Below are 19,626 nucleotides of genomic sequence, written 5' to 3'. Positions count from 1 at the left end.
CGATTTCGTTGCCGTCGGGCGAGGCATGCCGGCGGTGACGCACCGGCCGAAGGTGAAGTCGCTGCCGGTGATGAGGTCGCTCGGCGCGACTCACCTGGTGACCGTGTTGTCCCGGCGCGTGGGCGATGAGCGTCATACGTGGGCCGAACACCTCTGCGCCACGATGGGCCCGGCCTTGGTCGATCCGTCGGCGATTCCTGCCAGGTGCGGTCGTACGGCCGACCCCGCCGGGGGCGCCTCGCGCCGCCCACGTCGTCGCGCGGGCCTCGCCCCCGTGACCCGGTGGCGCGTACGGCGGCCGGTTCCGCGCGGCGTACGACGTGAGATGGCCGAACGCGGGGCGGTGCCGGTCAGGCGGGCGGAGGTGCGGCCAGGGTGTCGAGGACCTGCTGGCCGTACTTGGCGAGCTTGCTCTCGCCGACACCGCTGACGGAGGACAGCTCGGCGAGGGACGCCGGCGAGCGGGTGGCGATCTCGCGGAGCGTCGCGTCGTGGAAGATGACGTACGCGGGGACGCCCTGCTCCTTGGCGGTGGCCGCGCGCCAGGCGCGCAGGCTCTCGAAGACGGGAACGGCCTCCTCCGGCAGCTCGGCGGTGGCGGCGCGAGCCTTGGTGGCCTTGGCCGCCTTGGGCGCCGTACGCGCGGGGTCGCGTCGCATGCGGACCTGCCGCTCGCCGCGCAGCACGTCCGCGCTGGCGTCGGTGAGCACGAGCGTCCCGTATTCGCCCTCGACGGCCAGGAGGCCATGGGCCAGGAGCTGACGGACGACGCCGCGCCACTCCACGTCGCTCAGCTCGGTGCCGATCCCGAAGACCGTCAGGGCGTCGTGGTCGTGCTGGATGATCTTCGGGGTCTTCTTGCCGAGCAGGATGTCGACGATGTGACCCGCGCCGAACTTCTGACGCCGCTCGCGCAGCAGCCGCACGACCGTCGACAGGACCTTCTGCGCGGCGACCGTGCCGTCCCACGACTCCGCCGGTGACAGGCAGGTGTCGCAGTTGCCGCACGCGGTGCCCTCCTGGCCGAAGTAGCCGAGGATCTGGACACGACGGCACTCCACGGTCTCGCACAGCGCGAGCATCGCCTCGAGGTGCGCCGCGAGCCGGCGCCGGTGCGTGGCGTCTCCCTCTGAGCCGTCGATGAGCTTCCGCTGCTGGACGACGTCCTGCAGGCCGTACGCGAGCCAGGCGGTGGAGGGCAGGCCGTCGCGCCCGGCGCGGCCGGTCTCCTGGTAGTAACCCTCGACGGACTTGGGCAGGTCGAGGTGGGCGACGAAGCGTACGTCGGGCTTGTCGATGCCCATGCCGAACGCGATGGTCGCGACCATCACCACGCCGTCCTCGCGCAGGAACCGCGCCTGGTTCGCCGCGCGGGTGGCCGGGTCGAGCCCCGCGTGGTACGGCAGCGCCGTGACGTCGTTCTCCACGAGGAAGGCGGCGATCTTCTCCACCGAGGCGCGGGACAGGCAGTAGACGATGCCGGCGTCGCCGGGGTGCTCGGTGCGCAGCAGGTCCAGCAGCTGCCGCTTGGGCTCCTTCTTCGGCGCGATGCGGTACTGGATGTTGGGCCGGTCGAAGCTCGCGACGAAGTGGCGGGCGTCCTCGAGACGCAGCCGGGTCGCGATCTCCTGGTGCGTCGCCGGGGTGGCGGTGGCGGTCAGCGCGATCCGGGGCACGTCGGGGCGGCGCTCGTGCAGCACCGACAGCGCCAGGTAGTCCGGCCGGAAGTCGTGCCCCCACTGCGCCACGCAGTGCGCCTCGTCGATGGCGAACACCGAGACGTCGGCGCCGTCGATCAGCCGCTGCGTCGACTCCAGACGCAGCCGCTCCGGCGCGAGATAGAGCAGGTCCAGCTCGCCCGCCGAGAACGCCGCCTCCACCGTGCGCCGCTCGTCCGGGTCCTGGGTGGAGTTGAGGAACCAGGCGCGCACGCCGAGGGCCCGCAACGCGTCGACCTGGTCCTGCATCAGGGCGATGAGCGGCGAGATCACGACGCCGACGCCCTTCCGGACGAGCGCCGGGATCTGGTAGCACAGCGACTTCCCGCCGCCGGTCGGCATGAGCACGAGCGCGTCGCCACCGGCGATGACATGCTCGATGATCTCCTGCTGGCCCTCCCGGAACTCCTCGTAGCCGAAGACGCGCCGCAGGACCTCGGACGCCTCGCTCATCGGGAAGTCGTCTTGGGGGGAAGCCATTTCGCCACCCTATGAGGAACCACACCCTCCCGGGCTCGGAAACTCGCGGGCTGTGGACGACCCTGGGTGGAATGATCTCCCCATGGACGTTCCCGAGCTGGTGGAGACGTGGCGGCGCATCATCATCGGTGACCACAAGTCGTGGGTGCTGTTCGCCAACGGGACCTGCGTGATCCTCATGGAGCCCGCCGAGGATCTCGCCGTCCAGGCCACCGAGATCCTGCGGGAGTACGGCCCCGTGCAGGCGGGGACCTCGGCCGGTGACTTCGGGACCATCACCCTCGATCCGGGGCCGGGCTGGGTGGTGTACGGGCACCACAACGACGTGCTCACCTACGTCGCGCCCGACGAGCTGTCCGGCGACGGCGAGCCGTCCGACCTGAACGTCGGACTGTACGGGCGCGCCAAGCGCGACCAGGACGGGCAGGAACTGCACGTCGTCCACGTCGAGGACCGGCGCGCCGCTTAGGGCAACCGAGGCCGCAGCGAAGATTGCCCAAGGGGCCGTCCAGGTCTGGCCGAAGGTCGGCGAGGGCCGCCTAGGACCGGCGCAGGCGTGCCGACGCGGCCGTCAGCGCCGTGTCGGTCTCCTTGGCGAGGATGCCGACGAGCTCGCCGGCGGGCACGTCCCGGCCGAGCGTGTGAGCCTGGCCGGCCCAGAGATTCACCAGGTCGGGGTCGCCGGCGGCGCGCGCGGCCTGCCGCAGCGGCGCGGTGACGTGGTGGATCTCGGGGTAGGCGACGGGCGCGTCGTCGCTGTGCTCGTCGAGGAAGCGGTTGAGGACGCCGCGCGCGAGGCGGCCGGTGAACGCACGCGTCATCGCGGTCGGGACGGAAGAGGCCAGGGCCTGCCGGTGCACCGGATTGGTGCCGGCCTCCGGACAGCGGAGGAACGCGGTGCCGAGCTGCGCCGCCGATGCCCCGGCGGCCAGTGCCGCCGCGACGCCGGCCCCGGTGGCGATGCCCCCGGCGGCCACCAGCGGAACGGCGACCGTGTGCCGTACGAGCTGCAGCAGGGACAGCAGGCCGATCCCGTCGGCGCGGTCGTCGGCGTCGTCGACGAAGGCGGACCGGTGCCCCCCGGCCTCGGCGCCCTGGACGACGAGCGCGTCCGCGCCTGCTCCGACCGCCTGGACGGCCTCGTCCTCCCGGGTGACCGTCACCCATACCTCGCTGCCGACTCCGTGGAGCCGCTCGATCACGTCGGGGGCGGGGCAGCCGAAGGTGAACGAGACGACGGTGGCGGGTGTCTCCGTCAGGAGGTCGAGCTTGGGCCGCCAGTCGTCGTCCTCGAAGCGGGGCTCGCCGAGTGGCGCGCCGACGCGTGCCGCCTCGTCGGCGAGTCCGGCGGAGTACCGAGCGACGGTCTCGGGCGCCGTCGGTCGGCCGGGGACGAAGAGGTTGACGCCGATGGACCGGCGGGTCAGCGCGCGCGTCTCGTCGAGGCGGGCCCGCAGGGTGTCGGCGGTGAGATAGCCGGCGGCGAGGAAGCCGAGCCCGCCCGCCTCACTGACCGCCGCGGCGAGCCGCGGGGTGGACGGGCCGCCGGCCAGCGGCGCCAGCACGATCGGCACGGGCAGTTCGTCGAGGATCATCGGTCCTCCGTTCGGCCAGGTCCGTGGGTTCGGTCAACGAACCATCGTACGGGACCGGTCTCGGAGGCGAATATCCGACCGTCGTACGGGTATCGGTGCGCACGTCCCCCGTTCACTCGCCCCAGGGGAAGGCGCAGATGCTGTTCGTCGCGAAGCGGCGCCGTACCGAACATCGGGTCGCCCGGTCTTTCGTCGCCCGGCTCATCCGGTGGCTGTGGGTCCTCGTGGCACTTGCCGTGGCCGTGGTGTTCGCCGTCGCGCTCGCCCGGCTGACGCTGCGCCCGGTGCCCGGAGCCGGAGGTCAGGTCCACGACAATCCTCACCCGGGGGCCACCCTGCGGTTCTACCTGGACCGGCCGAGCGTCAAGGAGGCGGTCCTGGAGATCGGCGGCAACCTGGCGCTCATGATGCCGCTCGGGGTCCTGCTGCCCATCCTGTTCGCCCGTCTCCGCGGCCTGGTCCGCCTGACCCTGGCGGTGGCGCTGATCTCCCTGGGGATCGAGGCGGTGCAGGGCCTGCTGATCACGGGACGCACGTTCGACATCGACGATGTGATCCTCAATACGGCCGGCGCGGCCCTCGCCTACCTTCTGGTGGGCCGCAGGTTCGCGCGATGGGCGCATTCCGGCTGAGGGATTCCGGAAGGTGAGTTCGTGAACAGTCCTGACGTGACCGGGGCGGCCCCGCGTCGATGATCGCGAGGCCGCCGGGCCGGGTCAGTTCACCGTGAGCGTCTCGGCGACGGGAATCGGGCTGTTCGGGGTGCACGTGGCCGTGATGTTGCCGACGAGCACGACGTTCGCCTTGATCGTGACGTTGCCGCCCGAGATCTGGTCGGTTCCCGCCGCGGTCGGGGTCCAGTTACCCGCGACGTCGGCGGCGACGGGCTGGTTCGCGGGGATCGAGCCGCCGGATCCGGTGGCCTGGAAGGACGCGGTCTGCGCCCCGCTCACGTTGGCGGTCAGGGTGGCGCTCCAGGAGTTGATCGCCAGGGGCGACGACAGGCTCGTCGCGATGTGTGCCGTGAAGTGGGTCGAGGTGCCGACCGTCGTCGGGTTGGGCGACGCGGTGGCGGTCCCGTTGACCGTGATGGTCTGGTTCCCGAGGGGTGAGTTGCAGGTGTACGAGGCGGTGAAGGTGGACGCGCTCGCCGGTGCCTGTGCCGCGACGACTCCGAGGCCGCCGAGCGCGATGACCGCGGCGGTGGTGGCCGCGCGCCGTCCCAGGGACTTGCTCATGGGGGACTCCTTCCGGCCCGGGAGATGCGGGGGAGGTCTGACCCGGGCCTCTTACTTATCTGTAACAAGCCCGTAATTTTCGTCAACTTACTTGTGAGTAAGTTTCATGTTCTATGTACAAAAGTGAGCATGAAGGGACCCCGCACCATCACATCGGTGCGGGGCCCTTCGCCGATGGCGCCCGGTCGCATCGCACGGCTCGCGGGCGCGCTCACGGTCCTCTAGTCGCTGTCCGGACTCAGCACCAGCAGTCGTCCCAGCAGTCGTCCCAGCCGCCCCACCAGCCACCGCAGCCGCCCCACCACCCGCAGGTGGTGAGTGTGGCCGTGTGCTGAGGGGTGCTGGTCACCGTCTGGGCGCCGGCGGGTGCCGCGGCACCCATCGTCAGCGCGGTCGTTCCTGCAAAGGCCAGGCCGGAGATCGCGAGCGCCATCCGCTTCGGAATCATCATCTGAAGCAACCTCCCTGGATCGGCTTGTGGCGTGCCGGTGATCGACCACGCCAGGCAATTGGACTAATCGGGTCCGATCGCCACAAACAACACCACATGGTCAGTCGGCGAGAATCAACTGCATCGGCCGAGATATGCCGATAATTGACTCTCATTCGCCATAGCTCATGTCTTGACTTTAATACACAGATATGGCCACTTTGTTCCCGAGGGTTCCGGATCTCCGTGCGAGGTCGTACGGGCGTGTGACCAGCCGGGTTGGGGGTCGTGGGCGGTCCGTGCCGCTGTGGTCCAAGGCTCAGGGGCGTCGGACGCGTCAATGCGCGATGCGTCGCGGAGTTCCAGGTCGCTCGCCGACGGATATCGTCCGCTGCTCGTTCTCGGGGATTCGCTCGCTTACACAGCTCATTCATCAATGGCATATCGCGCGGCATGAGGCGATTAATCGGCCCGCAAGGGGCGGGGAAGAGCCTTGACGGTCTGCACAATGGAATCCTCATGCGCGGGGTTTCGGCCGGCCATGGAAGGCCAACGGAGTTCCCGCCACGTCACGATGCGGGGTGGCGCGATCGGCATCCGGGACGAACGTGAGGACTTCAAGGACCTTTCGCCCCTGGGGAGCCCCTCTCCGCGCGGCTGTGCTGAAGGTGGGACGCCGGGCGGGCCGTCGTCGCCTCGGCGCCGGGAGGAGACGGTGATCATGAACGTGGTGCTCGTGGGAACGGACGGATCGGACAGTGCCACGTCCGCCGTGGCCTGGGCGGCCGAGGAGGCGAGCCGGCGCGGCCTGCCGCTGCGGGTCCTGCACGCCGTCGCGCCCTGGTTGTACGACACACCGGTCGATCCCCGTTTCGCCACCGTACGGACGTGGCTGCTGTCCACGGGCGGCGAGGTCGTCGACGCGGCCGTGACGGCCGCGCGGGAGCGTGACCCGGCCGTGGTGGTGGAGGGCGAGCTCGTGCCGGGGCCGGCGGCTCGGGCCCTCCTGAGCCGCGCGGACGACGCGGCCATGATCGTGCTCGGCGGCCACGGGACCGGCCCCGCCACGGGCCTCCTCCTGGGGTCCACGACGCTCCAGGCCGTCTCGCACGCGAAGGTTCCGGCCGTCGTGGTCCGGGGACTGGAACCGGAGGTACGGGGCGAAGTGGCGGTCGGGGTGGACACCGTGACGGCGGGGGAGCCCTCGATCGGCTTCGCGTTCGAGGCGGCGGCACTGCGGGGAGCGCGGCTGCGGGTGGTGCACGTGTGGTCGCACCCGGCGTCGACCGGACCGGGGGACATGCAGCCTCTGGTGTACGACCCGCAGGTCGTCGCCGGGGAGGAACTGCGGAGGCTCGAGGAGTCCCTCGTCGCCTGGCGGGACAAGTTCCCCACCGTCGACGTGACCTCGGAGGTCGTGCACGGCCGCCCGGCGCGAGTGCTCGCGGGCGCCTCCGCCCAGGCGGATCTGCTGGTGGTCGGGACCCGTGGCCGGGGCGGCTTCGTGGGGTTGCTGCTCGGTTCGGTCTCACACGCGCTGCTGCACCGGGCGCACTGTCCGCTGGCCGTCGTGCCGACCGCGCCCTGAGATCCAAAAGGTGGTGACCACAGGAGGAGACATGACCGGATCCCCGGACACCCCGGAGCGCGGTGAACTCCTGCAACGGCTCGTCGAGGCCGCGGTGTGGGCCCCCTCGGCACACGACACCCGGCCCTGGTGGTTCGACACCCACGGCGAGACGGTGACGCTGCACGCCGACACCGAACGCCGCCTGAACGTCGTGGATCCGCACGGCAGGGAGATGCTGATCAGCTGCGGCGCCGCGCTGTTCACGCTCCGGCTCGCCGTCCGCCGCCTCGGACGCCGGCCGGAGGTGCGCATGGGGTCCGACCCCGAGCGGCCGGGGCTGATCGCCGATGTGAGCCTGGGGCAGCCGCAGCCCGTCTCCGACGACGAGCGACAGATGTGCGAGCAGATCGAACGGCGGCGTACGCACCTCGGCGGCTTCCGGGCCTGCGCGCTGCCGGTCGGGCTCCTGCAGGACCTGCGGGCGCACGCCTGCGCCGAGCACGTCTCGCTGCGCATCGTGGCCGACCCCCGCGTGCGCGTCGCGCTCGCCGCGCTGTCCGATGCCGCCGAGCAGATGCAGCGGATGGACCCGGCGTACGTCGCGGAGGTCGCCCGCTGGGCGCCTCCTCCGGGGAGCGATCAGCTGGACGGAGTCCACGAGGAGGCCCCTCCGCGAGACCCGGACGACACCGAGCCGCACGTCGCGGAGCGGGACTTCGCGCGCGGCCAGGGCTGGGGCATGACCGGCGGAGAGCCACGGGAGGCCACCGGGGTCGTCGCCCTGCTGACGACCGCCGGGGACGGCCGTACCGACTGGCTCCGGGCCGGACAGGCCCTCCAGCGGGTACTGCTGCGGGCCGCCGAGGACGACGTGTCGGCCGCGTTCCACACCCAGGTGCTCGAGGTGCCGGAGTTGCGGGAGTTCATCCGGACGCGCTTCTGCGACGCGACGTACCCACAGATGATCATGCGCCTGGGCGCGGCCGACGACGAGTTCGCCGGTGCCCGGCGATCCGCCGCGGACATCGTGGCGGACGACCTGTGACGGCGAACCACCCGGCCCCGTCAGGCGGCCCGGGGACCCACGCGGTCACGTCCGTACTCACCTGCGCGCGGCGACCCCCTGGTCAGGAGCGGCCGGTCCAGCGGGGCGCGGTGGCGGCCCACGCGTCCTCCCACAGCGCCATCCGCCGGCGTTCGAGACGGCGGTTGACGGCGGCGTACACGCCGGCGTGCAGGATCGTCAGCGAGGTGAGAGCCGCGAACACCGCCAGGGTGGTGTCGGTCAGCGTCTGCGCGTGGGTGCGAGGCCGGGCGGTCAGGTGGCCCTTCTGGTTGATCCAGACCCGGCGATGGACGCCGACGCGGTCGTCGCCGGTGGGCACGACCGTACCCGTGTGGACCCCGCCTGTCCGGTCCTCCCAGCGGAGCCGTGTCTCTTGGCCGATGCCGTTCCTGGAGGCCGCCGTGCCGGTCGCGGTGACCAGGGCGTCGACCTGGTAGCGGGCCCGAGCCTGATGGTGTTCGGCCCGCAGTCCGGCACCGCCGACGAAGTGGATCATGAGAAGAGCCGCGATGACGCCCGTGACGAGGAAAACCGCCGTCAGCACGGCCACGAGCCGCGCATGGACACGGTCGACCGGGCGCCGAAGGGGATTGCGGTCTGGGCGCAGGTAACGGACGCAGCCCAGCACCTGGATCGTGAGTGCACGCATGGGACACCTCCATCACGGCCCTTCTACCCGCAGGTTAGGCGTCCTTGCATGAAATTGGGGAGGGTCTCTGGTCCTGGCCTGAAGGTCCGAGAGTCCTTCCCCTCCGTGGGCTTTGGCCTCTCCTCCGAGAAGGCCTGGTGGGGTTGGCTTCTAGTAGGCCGGACGAGCCGGCGTCACACCGGCCCGTGGGTACCCGCGCCTGACGGGGGAAGGCCGCCGGGTGGGAGGGAATAGGGGCCCTCACACCCGGCGGCGACAGCGGGAGGAAGATCCGATGAGATCCTTCGACGGCAGTTACGTCCTGGTGGGTTTCGACGGCTCCGCGGGGGCCGAGCGCGCGCTTCGCCGGGCGGTCGAGGAAGCGCGGACACGGAGACTCTCGCTCACCGTCTGCCATGCCTGGCACTGGCCGTACCCGGTCCCGCCCTCGGGGCCCGAGGCGCTGGAGACGGTGCGGAGGATGGGCAGGCACACTCTTGACCACGGCGTGTTCGTGGCCCGCCGGATCTGCCCCGCGCTGACGGTACGCCCGCGTTTCGCGGCCGGCCCGGCCTCGGCGATCCTCATCGAGGAGTCGGAGAACGCCGCTCTCGCGATCGTCGGCTCGCATGGGCGGGGCGGGTTCGCCGGGCTCGACGCGGGCTCGACGGCCCTGCAGTTGGCCGCGTACGGGCACTGCCCGGTGATGGTGATCCGCGGGGATCCGGGGGCCGGCAGTCCGATCGTCGTGGGCGTGGACGGGTCCACGAGCTCGGAGGCCGCCCTGGCCTTCGCGTACGAGGACGCGGCGCTGCGCGGCCGTCCCGTACGCGCGGTGTACGCGTGCTGGGAGCCGGAGGCGATCGCCTCCGCCGAGATGGGGATGTTCCGCGATCCCGAACAGCTCCGGATGCTCAGCGCCGCCCGGCTGGAGCGGACGGTGTCGCCGTGGCGGGAGAAGTACCCCTACGTCGAGACCGAGACGCGGCTCGTGATGCGGACTCCGCGGCACGCCCTGCTGGAGGCGGCCGCGGACGCCGGCCTCCTCGTCGTGGGGGACCGCGGGCTCGGCGGGGTCACGGGGCTCCGCCTGGGGTCGGTGAGCCACGCCGTGCTCGACCACGCCCCCTGCTCGGTCGCGATCGTACGGCCGCGCAGATGAGCGCGTGTCAGGCGACGGGCTCCCCGATCCGGAGATCGGACAGGTCGGTGATGACCCGGTCCGCTCCGTACTCGGGGAGGATCAACGAGCGCCCGCACCGGTCCACGCCGACGACGAGGCCGAAGCCGCCGCGCCGGGCGGCCTCGACCGCGGTGAGGCTCTCCTCGACGACGGCGGTCCGCGCGGGAGGGGTCCGCATCCGCCGTGCGGCCAGCCGGAACAGGCCGAGGTCCGACGAGGCCGGAATACCGCATCCGGCCGCGTCCAATCCGTCCAGGCGGACGTCGAACAGGCCCGCCAGGCCCGCTCTCCTGAGCAGTTCGGCGGCGTACCTGCTCGCGGACACGGCCGCCGTACGGAGTCCGCGCAGGCGCACCGCGTGGAGCACCGTGACGGTCGAGTCGAAGGCCTGGACCCCGCGCTGCCGGACGGCGGTGAGGAAGAGCTCATCATGGCGCGCGATCAGGCCGCGCAGGGCGTCGTAGCACAGGGGAATGTCACAGGTCGCCAGATAGTGGCGAACGCCGTCCAGCCGGGTCCGGCCCTGCATGTGCCGCCGGTAGTCGGTGACCGCGTCGTAGTACCGGCACTGCGTCTCGTACACGGCGGCGTGCGAGCGCAGGAACGGGTCGAGGACGGCCTTCCAAGCCGAGGCCGACGCCTGCGAGGTGTCGACGACGACGCCGTCCACGCCGAAGATCACCGCCGTGATGTCCCCGCTGAGTACGCACTCGTGGGATGTGGTCCGCATGGGCGTTGCCTTTCTCGTGCTCCTTCCGCACGCTCCACGACCGCCCATCCGCGACGCGTGATCTGCATGATCATGGCGGCATCACGACCGTGAGCGGCCACGAGGACGTCTCACCGTCCAGGCTGCGGGCCGCTCGCGAGGTGAGGACGACGATGGCGACGTCGGTGCCCAGGGAGCGCCAGGCGGCGCGGACGGCCTCCGGCTCCTCGGCGGGCAGGACGATCGCTCCGGTGAGCCCGAAGCGCGTCACCTTGGTCCCTTCCCCGATGATCGCGATTTTGGCCATGTCATGCCTTTCTCTCTGGTCTTCCCTTAATCGCCGTGGTCACGCGCTTGGGAGAGGTAGGCCAAAACGGGGCGCATCCCCATGATCCGGATGTACGGGCGGTCGGGGGAGGGCCTCCCGGCTCCGGAAAAGGGGACGTTCGGCCCACATGGCCCGACAAAAGTTGGAAATGAAGTAATGGATCACGTGCGGGCCCCTCGTCCCGCCTGGCGGCGCTCGCCCTCGCCTCGCCGACCCGAAGACTCCGAGGCCGATCGAGCGGCATGCGGGAGGAGCGGCATGGTCGCCGGGGGAACCGATCTCGGGGCGCGGCGATGAGCGGCGTCAGCGCGCAGGCGGGATCCGTCATCGCCTACGTCGACGGAACACCTTCCGGAGACGAGGCCGTGACCTGGGCGATCGAGGAGGCGGGCCGGCGGAACGCCGTCGTCCGGGTGCTGCCGCGGCGTGACCCGGACCGGCTGCTCGTCGAGGCCGCCGACGCCGCCCTGATCGTCGTCGGCTCGACCGGGTTCCTGGCCATGTCCGATCTGGTCGCCGGGTCGACCGCGATGGAGGTGGCCGTACGCGCGGACGTCCCCGTGGTCGTCGTCCGTCCCGGCCTGCCGGGCGTCACGTCCGGTCCGTCCGCCGGCCGGGTGGTCGTCGGCGTGGACGGCACCGCGCTGTCGGAGGCGGCGATCGGCTTCGCCGCGGCGGAGGCGGACGATCGCGGCTGCGGCCTCACCCTCGTCCATGCCATGGAGCGAGAAGAGCACCGGGGCGTGGCCGAGGCCATGCTCCTGCGGGTCGCGGCCGCACGGCGCGACGTCCGGACGGTCGTCCGGGTCGGCATGGCGAGCGTGGTGCTGATCGAGGAGTCCGCCGGCGCGGAGCTCCTCGCGGTCGGCTCGCGGGGCCGCGCCGGCCTGAGCGGCATGCTCCTCGGCTCCGTCAGCCAGGCCGTCGTCCACCGTGCGTACTGCCCGGTCGCCGTGGTCCGCGCGCCCGTCGACTGATCCCGCCGCCCCTGACCGCCGTCTCGCCGCCGCCCCCGGCCGCCGTGTCGCCGGTGTCCCTGTCCGCCTGGCTAAAACCCCTGGCTGCCTGCGGAAGGAACCCCTGGCCGCCTGCGGCCAAAGACCCCGGGGCGAACCCGGCGATATGACCGAAGTCATGACGTCTAGTCAAGCGAAACTTTCGAAGATCCCCTACGCTGCGGTGGGTGCGGCTTCCTCCCAGACGAGTTCGTCCTGTCCGGCGCATCTATCTGACCACGGCGGTCAGCGTCGCCTCCGTCGGCCTGGTCGCCTTGGCCGGCGCCGAGGCGGGCGATGGCGGCAAGCTCAAACCCCTGTGGATCGTGCTCAGCATCGTGATGAGCGTGGTGGGCGCCGCGGTCCCCGGGTACGAGCAGATCCGCAAGGAACGCCTGCGCAAGGAGGCCGAGCAGGCGGCGATCGAGGCCGCCGTCGAGATGCGGGTCACGCTGAACGACGCACTCGACCCGATCGTCCGGCAGATCGGGCGCATCGCCACCGCCACGAATCGCCAGGAGCGGGGCAACCTTCGGGAGGCGACCGTCCCGATGATCCTGGACTCGGCGGCGCACCTCCTCGACGGCGAGCGCGTCCGCGCCTGCTGGTTCCGCCTGGACGACGTGAAACCGCGCAGGCTGGTGCCGGAGCTTTACGCCGGGCGCGCCGACGAGCCCGTGACGATCTTCGAGGAGGGCACGGCCGTGGGCGACTCGGCCTTCGCGATGATCCGGCACAACCACCACGCCGTGGCACTGGACGTCGAGACCGACCCGCCGCTGGGGTGGCACGGCTCGGCACAGCACGGATATCGGTCGTTCATCGCGGTGCCGGTGGTCGCCGGGCACCGGGCGTTCGGGATGCTGACGGTGGACGCGATCGACGTTGCCGGGGTCACCGAGGCGGAAGTGCCGTTCGTGCGTCTACTGGCCGGCCTTCTCGCGGACGCGCTCGCCGTCGGCGCCCCGGAGGAGGGCCTGCTGCGCCTCGGCCGATAACACATTAGGTATTGATCCAAATTGACCTTTGCCGTGGCGCCACCGACACTTGCGCATAGGGAGGGAGTTGGCTATGGCTGACGACATCGTCGTGCAGGACTCCGACGATCGGTCGGAGCGCATGACCCGTGATCCTAAGCGTTACTTCGAGGAGGCTCGGCGGAAGGCCGAGCGAGAGCTGAAACGCGAGGTCGAGGCGCGGCCGCGCGGAAACGGCCGTGTGGAGCACGGCTGACGCACCGAGATGAGCGACGCGGGCCCCACCCCGGGCCCGCGTCGGCATGTCTGCGCCGGATACCGCCTCCGGCTCGGCGTTCAGCGGTGGATCAGCTCCGCCATCTTCGTCTTGATCCCCTTCCGTACGACGCCGACGCGGTCGGGGTCGCCCTTGAGTACGGCCTCGGCCATGTCCTTGACCTGCGAGAACTCCGCGTGCGGCGGGATCGGCGGGATGTCCGGATCGCAGCGGATGTCGAGCACGACCGGCCAGCTCGAGCTGAACGCGCGGTCCCACGCGGAGCCGAGGTCGTCGGGCTTCTCCACGTCGATCCCCTCCAGGCCGATCGACCGGGCGAATCCGGCGTACGAGATGTCGGGCAGCACCTGCGACTCCTCGAACTTCGGGGCGCCGCCCATCGCCCGCAGCTCCCAGGTGACCTGGTTCAGGTCGTTGTTGTGCAGGACGGCGACGATGAGCCGCTGATCGCGCCACTGGTGGAAGTAGCGGCGGATGGTGATCAGCTCGGCGAGGCCGTTCATCTGCATGGCGCCGTCGCCGACGAGGGCGATGGCGGGTCGGTCGGGGTGGGCGTACTTCGCGCCGATGGCGTACGGCACGCCGGGGCCCATCGTGGCGAGCGTGCCGGACAGTGAGCCGCGGACGCCGGCGCGGAACTTCAGGTCGCGGGCGTACCAGTTCGCCGCCGAACCGGAGTCGGCGGACAGGATGGCGTTCTCGGGCAGCCGCTCGTTCAGCTCCCAGAAGATCCGCATCGGGTTGATCGGGTCGGCCTCGACCATGGCCTCGTTCTCGACCGTCTCCCACCAGCGCGCGACGTTCTTCTCGATCTTCTTGCGCCAGGCGCGGTTCTTCTGCTTCTTCAGCTTCGGGATCATGGCCCGCAGCGTCTCCGCCGCGTCGCCGACCAGGTTGACCTCGTTCGGGTAACGCATGCCGATGAGCTTGCCGTCCACGTCGATCTGCACCGCCCGCGCCTGGCCGAACTCGGGCAGGAACTGGGAGTACGGGAAGTTCGAGCCGACGATGAGCAGCGTGTCGCAGTCGCGCATCATCTCGTACGACGGCCGGGTGCCGAGCAGGCCGATGGCGCCGGTGACGTACGGCAGGGTGTCCGGCAGGACGTCCTTGCCGAGCAGAGCCTTGGCGACGCCCGCCCCGGTCAGCTCGGCGACCTGCCGCACCTCCGCGGCGGCGCCGCGCGCGCCCTGACCGACAAGGATCGCGACCTTCTCCCCGGCATTGAGGACCTCAGCGGCACGCTCGATCTCCGCGGGCGGCGCGACCGTGACGGGAGGCGTGTAGCCGGGGGCGCTCGACGGGACGTTCTTGAACGCGTGCGCCGGCGGCTCGTACGGCTCCTCCTGCAGGTCGGAGGGGATGATGATGGCGGTCGGCGCCCGCTCGTCCAGCGCGATCCGCATCGCGCGGTCGAGGAGGTTCGGCAGCTGCGCCGGGACGGTCGCCATCTGCACGTACTCGCTGGCGACGTCCTTGAACAGGGAGATCAGGTCGACCTCCTGCTGGTAGCTGCCGCCCATGGCGGAACGGGCGGTCTGCCCGACGATCGCCACCACCGGGACGTGGTCCAGTTTGGCGTCGTACAGGCCGTTCAGCAGGTGGATCGCGCCCGGCCCGCTGGTCGCCGTGCACACCGCCGGTTTGCCGCTGAACTTGGCGTACCCGACGGCTTCGAAGGCAGCCATCTCCTCATGGCGGGCCTGCACGAACTGTGGCTTGTCGTCGGCCTTGCCGAGCGCCGCGACGAGGCCGTTGATCCCGTCACCCGGGTAGCCGAACAGGTACTCCACGCCCCACTCGCGGAGGCGTTCCAGCAGATAATCGGCGACAGTGCGCGTCATCTCTCCTCCTCGTGTGCCTACCCAGGGTGCGGTTCCCGGCGCACGGGGTTGAAACCCGCTCGGCGGGTATCCGGGTCCGTATGAGCAGCCTTCAGCGAGATCTCGAGGCGCGGGTCGACGGGGAGGTCCGGTTCGACGCGGGCTCGCGCGCTGCGTACGCACACGACTCGTCCAACTACCGGCAGACGCCGATCGGCGTGGTGGTGCCCCACAGCGTCGAGGCCGCCGTCGAGGCGGTCCGGGTGTGCCGCGAACACGGGACGCCGCTGCTCTCGCGGGGCGGGGGGACGAGCCTGGCGGGGCAGTGCTGCAACGAAGGCGTGGTCATCGACTGGTCGAAGTATTGCAATCGGCTGGTCTGGCTGGACGAGAGCCGGCGGCGGGCGCTGGTGGAGCCGGGCGCCTGCCTGGACGACCTGAACGGCCGCCTGAAGCCCCACGGCCTGCACGTCGGGCCGAAGCCGTCCACCCACGACACCTGCACGATCGGCGGGATGGTCGGCAACAACTCGTGCGGCGCCTCGGCCCAGGCGTACGGCAAGATGGTCGACTCGGTGATCCGCCTGGAGGTGCTCACCTACGACGGCGTGCGGATGTGGGTCGGGGAGACCTCCGACGAGGAGTACGAGAAGATCCTCACCGAGGGCGGCCGCCGCGCGGAGATCTACCGGGCGATGCGCGAGCTGCGCGACGAGAACCTTGCCCTGATCCGCACCCGGTACCCCGACATCCCGCGCCGGGTGTCCGGCTACAACCTCGACTCGCTGCTCCCGGAGAGGGGCTTCAACGTGGCGCGGGCGCTCGTGGGCAGCGAGTCCACGCTGGTCACCGTGTTGCAGGCGGAGATCGAGCTGTTCCCGGTGGCGAAGTACCAGACGCTCGCCGTCATGGGGTATCCCGACATCTTCCGGGCGGGCGACGCGGTGCCCAGGGTCGCGAGCTACCAGCCCCTCGCGCTCGAGGGGCTGGACGAGACGCTGATCGACTTCGCCCGCGCCGAGAACGCCGCGGGTAAGGAGGCCCTCGAGGGGCTGCCGGAGGGCTCGGGCTGGCTGATGGTCCGGTTCGGCGCCGACACGCGTGAGGAGGCCGACGCCAGCGCCGAGCAGATGATCAAGGACCTGCGGGGGAGCGAGCACGACCCCCACGTGGTCTTCATGGACGATCCCGCCGAGGAGGAGCGCCTGTGGAGGATCCGCGAGGCGGGGCTCGGCGCGACGGCGTACCCGCCGGGCCATCCCGACACCCATGAGGGTTGGGAGGACGCCGCCGTCCCGCCCGACCGCCTCGGCGACTACCTGCGCGACTTCCGGGCGCTGCTCACCGAGTTCGACTACGGGCAGGCCTCGCTGTACGGGCACTTCGGGCAGGGCTGCGTGCACACCCGCATCGCCTTCGACCTGGAGGACCCCGACGGGGTCGGCAGGTACCGTCGGTTCGTCGAGCGGGCCGCCCGCCTGGTGGCCTCGTACGGTGGGTCGCTGTCCGGCGAGCACGGCGACGGCCAGTCCCGCGCCGAACTCCTGCCGATCATGTTCGGGAACGAGATCGTCGAGCTGTTCGGCCGCTACAAGCGGATCTTCGACGCCGAGGACCGGATGAACCCGGGCAAGGTCGCCGCCCCGCCCGGCGGGCGCGTCCGCCGTCTCGACGAGAACCTCGACCACCTCGACTACGACCCCGCCGAGCCCCGGACCCACTTCTCGTACCCGGATGACCATCACCGGTTCACCCATGCCGCCGCCCGCTGCGTCGGCATCGGCAAGTGCCGGTCTTCCTCGGGCGGCGTGATGTGCCCGAGCTACCGGGTCACCCGCGAGGAGGAGCACTCCACCCGCGGCCGCGCGCGCATCCTCATGGAGATGATGCGCGGCGACGTGATCACCGACGGCTGGCGGTCGCGGGAGGTGCACGACGCCCTCGACCTGTGCCTGGCGTGCAAGGGCTGCCGCGGCGAATGTCCCGTCAACGTGGACATGGCGACGTACAAGGCCGAGTTCCTCTCCCATCACTACCGGTGGCGGCCTCGGCCGCTCGCGCACTACTCGATGGGCTGGCTGCCGCTGTGGGCCCGGATGGCGTCGGCCGCGCCGCGCGCGGTGAACGCCCTGACGCACGCCAAGGGCCTGAACCGCGTCGTCAAGCGGGCCGGCGGCGTCGACCGCCGCCGGGAGCTGCCCTCCTTCGCGTCCGAGCCCTTCATCGACTGGTTCGCCCGGCGGGGATCGCAGGGGGACGGCGATCCGGTGGTGCTGTGGCCGGACACGTTCACGAACAACTTCCACCCGGACGCGGGCAAGGCCGCCGTACGGGTGCTGGAGGCGGCCGGGTTCCGCGTCGAGGTGCCGCCCGTCCCGCTGTGCTGCGGGCTGACCTGGATCTCCACCGGCCAGCTCGGCGTGGCCGCCCGCGTGCTGCGGCGTACGGTCCGCGCCCTCGCGCCACGGCTCCGCCGCGGGGTGCCCGTCGTCGGCCTGGAGCCCAGCTGCTCGGCCGTGTTCCGCGCCGACGCGCCCGAGCTGCTGGCCGGGGAGCCGGTGTCGGAGGACGTCGAGCGGCTCGCGAGGCAGACGCACTCGCTGTCGGAGTTCCTCCTGGACCGGGCCTCGGAGTTCGTCGCGGCGCCGCCGCCCGGGACCGGGATCCACGCGATCGCCCAGCCGCACTGCCATCAGCACGCCATCTGGGGGTTCGACGCCGACCGCGAGCTGCTCGAGCGTGTCGGGATCGAGGCGGAGGTCCTCGACGAGGGCTGCTGCGGCCTCGCCGGCAACTTCGGCTTCGAACGCGGGCACCACGAGGTGTCGGTCGACGTCGGCGAGCTCGGCGTGCTGCCCGCCGTACGGAACGCCGCGGACGGCACCCGGATCCTCGCCGACGGGTTCTCCTGCCGCACCCAGATCGAGCAGCGGACCCAGGCCCGGCCGGTCCACCTCGCCGAACTCCTGGCGGAGGTGCTCGCGTGATCGGGCTCTCCGCGGCCGCGTACACGATCCCGACCGACGGCCCAGAGGCGGACGGCACGCTCGAGTGGACGTCGACGACGATGGTCCTCGTCGAGGTGCGGGCCAACGGCCGCCACGGCATCGGCTGGACGTACGGCCCGGCCGCGATCGCCGACGTGGTGACCTCGGAACTGGCGCCGGTGGTGAGCGAGGACGTCCCGGCGTCGCACGAGGCGATGTGCCGGGCGGTCCGCAACGCCGGGCGGCCGGGGATCTGCTCGATGGCGATCTCCGCGGTCGACTGCGCGCTGTGGGACCTGCGGGCCCGGACGTTCGGGGTCCCGCTGCACCGGCTCCTCGGCGCCGTCCGCAGCGAGGTGCCGGTGTACGGCTCCGGCGGCTTCACGACCTATGACGCGGCCCGGACCCGGGAACAGCTCGGGCGCTGGACCGGGGACCTCGGCATCCCCCGCGTCAAGATGAAGATCGGTGAGGCGCGGGGGACGCGGGAGAGCCGCGACCTGCGTCGCCTCGAGCTCGCCCGCGAGATCATCGGCGGCGGCGTGGAGCTGTACGCCGACGCCAACGGCGCGTACTCCGCCAAACAGGCGATCCGCGTCGCCCGGCAGGCCGACGACGTCGACCTGCGGTGGTTCGAGGAGCCCGTCTCCTCCGACGACCTGGCCGGTCTGCGGGAGGTCCGCGCGGCCGTCGAATGCGAGGTGGCGGCCGGGGAGTACGGCTATGACCTGCCGTACTTCGCCAGGATCATCGACGCGGTCGACTGCCCGCAGGCCGACGTCACCCGGGTCGGCGGCATCACCGAGTTCCTCCGCGTCGCCGGCCTGGCCCGCGCGCACGGCAGGGACCTGTCCGCGCACTGCGCGCCGCACCTGCACGCGGCCGCGATGGCCGCGATCCCGAACGCCCGCCACATCGAGTGGTTCCACGACCACGTGCGGATCGAGTCGATGCTCTTCGACGGCGCGCTGTCGCCGAAGGGCGGCTCCATCCGCCCGCGCGACGACGCTCCCGGCCTCGGCCTGGAGTTCAAACGGGCCGACGCCGAGCGGTACCGCGTCCGCTGAGCCGGCGCCCGGTCAGGTCGCGGAGGGCAGGGCGACGACGGTGCGGATGCGCCGCGCCACCTCGTCGATCTCCTCCACCGGCAGGATCGGCTCGGAGTCGTGGCCGCCGCGCTCGGCGTCGGTCCACACCCAGCACCACCACAATCGGCCCCCACGGGACTCGATCGTGACGGACTGGCTGAGCGGCGCCGCCGGCTCGAAGAGATGGACGATGCCGTCGCCGAGATCGTCGGGCGCAGGCGCGTCGCCGCGCACCGACAGGGTCAGGGGCCCGGTGATCGTGGCGTGCAGCCCGATCCCGGTGACCGCGTCGGCGAGCGTGCGGAGCGCGTGCTCGAGCGCTTCGCGGTGAGGAGTGGGGTGTGCGCCCATCGGTGTTCCCTTCCGGAATCGCAGGGTCTTCGAACAGGCCGTCGACACCTGCTGTTTCCGCTGGTCAATGAGGCTGTTTCGGCAAGTCCCGCCCTTTGTTGGAAATGATGCATGCTGATCGGTGCGGGCGGTAGCGGGTAAGTGCGATACGCACTACCCTCCGAATATGGACGGTCACGGCCT

The 19,626-nt window shown here is 71.4% G+C and carries 19 protein-coding genes; 10 read left to right on the top strand and 9 right to left on the bottom strand.

The window, feature by feature from the left end; translation table 11 throughout:
* Positions 1–350 precede the first annotated feature (350 nt).
* A complete protein-coding gene (gene recQ, locus ACQP2O_RS40395; RefSeq protein ID WP_433174476.1) occupies positions 351–2,198 on the bottom strand; it encodes a DNA helicase RecQ in 1,848 nt (615 codons plus the stop codon).
* Positions 2,199–2,280: 82 nt separating this feature from the next.
* Here recQ and ACQP2O_RS40390 point away from each other — a divergent pair, with 82 nt between their 5' ends.
* Complete coding sequence (locus ACQP2O_RS40390; RefSeq protein ID WP_433174475.1) at positions 2,281–2,667, top strand: hypothetical protein; 387 nt, start codon at positions 2,281–2,283, stop codon at positions 2,665–2,667.
* 70 nt (positions 2,668–2,737) lie between these two features.
* Here ACQP2O_RS40390 and ACQP2O_RS40385 read toward each other — a convergent pair whose 3' ends face one another.
* Positions 2,738–3,793: a nitronate monooxygenase gene (locus ACQP2O_RS40385; protein WP_433174474.1), complete on the bottom strand. Its 1,056-nt coding sequence runs from the start codon at positions 3,791–3,793 to the stop codon at positions 2,738–2,740.
* Between the two features lie 137 nt (positions 3,794–3,930).
* On the opposite strand from ACQP2O_RS40385, the gene ACQP2O_RS40380 reads away from it, so the two are divergent.
* Positions 3,931–4,425, top strand: coding sequence for a VanZ family protein (locus tag ACQP2O_RS40380; protein WP_433174473.1), 495 nt, complete (start codon positions 3,931–3,933; stop codon positions 4,423–4,425).
* A gap of 84 nt (positions 4,426–4,509) precedes the next feature.
* Here the strand turns inward: ACQP2O_RS40380 and ACQP2O_RS40375 are convergent, their stop codons facing one another.
* Both ACQP2O_RS40375 and ACQP2O_RS40370 read right to left on the bottom strand, forming a co-directional pair.
* Positions 4,510–5,031, bottom strand: coding sequence for a hypothetical protein (locus tag ACQP2O_RS40375; protein WP_433174472.1), 522 nt, complete (start codon positions 5,029–5,031; stop codon positions 4,510–4,512).
* 238 nt (positions 5,032–5,269) lie between these two features.
* On the bottom strand, positions 5,270–5,482 hold the full coding sequence (locus ACQP2O_RS40370; protein WP_433174471.1) for a hypothetical protein: 213 nt from the start codon (positions 5,480–5,482) through the stop codon (positions 5,270–5,272).
* Positions 5,483–6,182: 700 nt separating this feature from the next.
* Between ACQP2O_RS40370 and ACQP2O_RS40365 the strand changes: the two genes are divergently transcribed.
* Positions 6,183–7,049: a universal stress protein gene (locus ACQP2O_RS40365; protein WP_433174470.1), complete on the top strand. Its 867-nt coding sequence runs from the start codon at positions 6,183–6,185 to the stop codon at positions 7,047–7,049.
* A 31-nt stretch (positions 7,050–7,080) separates the two neighbouring features.
* Entirely contained in the window at positions 7,081–8,076 is a 996-nt protein-coding gene (locus ACQP2O_RS40360) for an Acg family FMN-binding oxidoreductase (protein ID WP_433174469.1), read from the top strand.
* Between the two features lie 82 nt (positions 8,077–8,158).
* Here ACQP2O_RS40360 and ACQP2O_RS40355 read toward each other — a convergent pair whose 3' ends face one another.
* Positions 8,159–8,746, bottom strand: a complete 588-nt coding sequence (locus ACQP2O_RS40355) for an Rv1733c family protein (protein WP_433174468.1) — start codon at positions 8,744–8,746, stop codon at positions 8,159–8,161.
* A 274-nt stretch (positions 8,747–9,020) separates the two neighbouring features.
* Between ACQP2O_RS40355 and ACQP2O_RS40350 the strand changes: the two genes are divergently transcribed.
* Positions 9,021–9,887: a universal stress protein gene (locus ACQP2O_RS40350; protein WP_433174467.1), complete on the top strand. Its 867-nt coding sequence runs from the start codon at positions 9,021–9,023 to the stop codon at positions 9,885–9,887.
* Positions 9,888–9,894: 7 nt separating this feature from the next.
* Here the strand turns inward: ACQP2O_RS40350 and ACQP2O_RS40345 are convergent, their stop codons facing one another.
* Positions 9,895–10,638: an HAD family hydrolase gene (locus tag ACQP2O_RS40345; RefSeq protein WP_433174466.1), complete on the bottom strand. Its 744-nt coding sequence runs from the start codon at positions 10,636–10,638 to the stop codon at positions 9,895–9,897.
* Between the two features lie 70 nt (positions 10,639–10,708).
* Positions 10,709–10,924, bottom strand: a complete 216-nt coding sequence (locus tag ACQP2O_RS40340; protein WP_360883001.1) for a V-type ATP synthase subunit F — start codon at positions 10,922–10,924, stop codon at positions 10,709–10,711.
* A gap of 314 nt (positions 10,925–11,238) precedes the next feature.
* Between ACQP2O_RS40340 and ACQP2O_RS40335 the strand changes: the two genes are divergently transcribed.
* From ACQP2O_RS40335 to ACQP2O_RS40325, 3 genes are all read left to right on the top strand, one after another.
* Complete coding sequence (locus ACQP2O_RS40335; RefSeq protein ID WP_433174465.1) at positions 11,239–11,922, top strand: universal stress protein; 684 nt, start codon at positions 11,239–11,241, stop codon at positions 11,920–11,922.
* A 206-nt stretch (positions 11,923–12,128) separates the two neighbouring features.
* Positions 12,129–12,938, top strand: a complete 810-nt coding sequence (locus ACQP2O_RS40330) for a GAF domain-containing protein (protein ID WP_433174464.1) — start codon at positions 12,129–12,131, stop codon at positions 12,936–12,938.
* Between the two features lie 73 nt (positions 12,939–13,011).
* Positions 13,012–13,173: a hypothetical protein gene (locus ACQP2O_RS40325; protein ID WP_433174463.1), complete on the top strand. Its 162-nt coding sequence runs from the start codon at positions 13,012–13,014 to the stop codon at positions 13,171–13,173.
* An 80-nt stretch (positions 13,174–13,253) separates the two neighbouring features.
* Here ACQP2O_RS40325 and ACQP2O_RS40320 read toward each other — a convergent pair whose 3' ends face one another.
* Positions 13,254–15,038 carry a thiamine pyrophosphate-requiring protein gene (locus ACQP2O_RS40320; protein ID WP_433174462.1) on the bottom strand — a complete coding sequence of 595 codons (1,785 nt, stop codon included), beginning with the start codon at positions 15,036–15,038 and terminating at the stop codon, positions 13,254–13,256.
* An 80-nt stretch (positions 15,039–15,118) separates the two neighbouring features.
* On the opposite strand from ACQP2O_RS40320, the gene ACQP2O_RS40315 reads away from it, so the two are divergent.
* Together ACQP2O_RS40315 and ACQP2O_RS40310 are read left to right on the top strand one after the other, a co-directional pair.
* On the top strand, positions 15,119–18,004 hold the full coding sequence (locus ACQP2O_RS40315) for an FAD-binding and (Fe-S)-binding domain-containing protein (protein WP_433174461.1): 2,886 nt from the start codon (positions 15,119–15,121) through the stop codon (positions 18,002–18,004).
* Positions 18,001–19,071 carry an enolase C-terminal domain-like protein gene (locus tag ACQP2O_RS40310; protein ID WP_433174460.1) on the top strand — a complete coding sequence of 357 codons (1,071 nt, stop codon included), beginning with the start codon at positions 18,001–18,003 and terminating at the stop codon, positions 19,069–19,071. The genes ACQP2O_RS40315 and ACQP2O_RS40310 overlap by 4 nt, the downstream gene beginning before the upstream one ends.
* 12 nt (positions 19,072–19,083) lie before the next feature.
* On the opposite strand, the gene ACQP2O_RS40305 is transcribed toward ACQP2O_RS40310, so the two are convergent.
* A complete protein-coding gene (locus ACQP2O_RS40305) occupies positions 19,084–19,443 on the bottom strand; it encodes a hypothetical protein (protein ID WP_433174459.1) in 360 nt (119 codons plus the stop codon).
* Between the last annotated feature and the right edge of the window lie 183 nt (positions 19,444–19,626).

Source organism: Actinoallomurus sp. CA-150999 (assembly GCF_050942425.1).
Classification (GTDB): domain Bacteria; phylum Actinomycetota; class Actinomycetes; order Streptosporangiales; family Streptosporangiaceae; genus Actinoallomurus.
The sequence above is the reverse complement of the archived record's forward strand: the minus strand, read 5'-3'. Positions and strand labels throughout refer to the sequence as shown.